This window comes from Phytoactinopolyspora endophytica (assembly GCF_004138495.1).
Lineage (GTDB): Bacteria > Actinomycetota > Actinomycetes > Jiangellales > Jiangellaceae > Phytoactinopolyspora > Phytoactinopolyspora endophytica.
The window spans coordinates 142,863-144,105 of the sequence record NZ_ML142863.1; the positions used below are offsets into that span (position 1 = coordinate 142,863).

2 protein-coding genes are annotated in these 1,243 nt (G+C 65.7%); both read right to left on the reverse strand.

The window, feature by feature from the left end; translation table 11 throughout:
* Positions 1–483 (reverse strand): ABC transporter substrate-binding protein (locus tag ELR45_RS38960; protein WP_205857203.1); only part of this gene is annotated, 483 nt, incomplete at its 3' end.
* A gap of 209 nt (positions 484–692) precedes the next feature.
* Positions 693–1,243, reverse strand: a 551-nt coding sequence (locus ELR45_RS24915) for a LacI family DNA-binding transcriptional regulator (protein WP_165368084.1), incomplete at its 5' end; no start/stop codon positions are given.

Sequence of the window (1,243 nt, forward strand, 5' to 3'; positions counted from 1 at the left end):
GGTGTTCACCACGAGTGAGTACATGGCCAGACCCACGGGCAGGGCGTACTGCGCCTCATCGATGACGCCGGTCGCCAGCGCGTCCTCGTCGAAGTTGCCGGTGTCCAGGTACTCGCTGGTAGTTCCCAGGTCCAGCAGCGCGTCGCGGCCCGCATAGGACGCCAAGTACAGCTCATCCATCTGAATGATGTCCGGCGCGTCGTCGGCCGCGACCGTAGTGGCGAGACTGTCCCAGTAGCCGTTCCAGTCCTTGAACTCACCCTGGACGGTGATGTTCGGATGCTCTTCTTCGAAGAGGTCGATCACCTCCTGGGTACGCTCATGCCGCTCGTCCCCACCCCACCAGGTGAAGCGGAGCGTGACGGGATCATCGGACGGCTCCACCTCCGCGTCCGTGTCGCTTCCACAGGCGCTGAGCACCAACGAGGCCGACGCAGCCAGCAAGGCCGCGCAGGTGAGACGGCGAACGTATGGATCTCGCATGATGGATCCTCCAGGGTGATTGTTCGGCATTGAACGGTCGTTTCCGGATCAGTGAGCGCACCACCAAGCCGCCGGTCGCGGGCGTGAGAAAACGCATTCCACAGAAAACGTATTCCAAATATTGCACGCTCGGTGCTCAACCCGTCAAGAGTCAGACGCCGATGATCATCAACCGTTAGCCAGGGCATCGGCGGGCCAGCGGTTGATGATCACGGGGACTGGCGTGAGGCGGTGCTGTCCCGGACCACGAGGCGACCGCGCAACATCAGGTGGGCAGGCTCGACGTCGGCGGTACCGACGGCGAGACGGATCGCCTCGGCACCGGCCTCCGCCAACGGAAGCGCCATCGTCGTCAGCCGCGGCGTCACGTCCACCGCCAGCTGAATGTCATCGAATCCCGTGACCGACAGCTCGGCAGGGACGGTCACCCCACGGGCGCGGAACCCGGCCAGCGCGCCGATGGCCAACAGATCGTTGGCGGCCACGACGACATCAATGGACCCCCGCCCTTCGGCGAAGAGCTGCTGAGCCGCGTTGAACCCGCCCAGCCGGGTCAGCTGGCCGTGCACGATCCGGATGTCGCCGGGGGCGACACCCTCTTCCTCGAGCCCTTCGACGAATCCTGCAGTTCGAGCGGTGACCGCGGCCTGCTTGCGGGGCCCGCCCAGCACCGCGACACGCCGGTGACCGAGCTGCGCGACATAACGGCCGAGATCCCTCGCGGCCGCCCGGTTGTCGAAGCTGATGGAGTCGAGGTCCG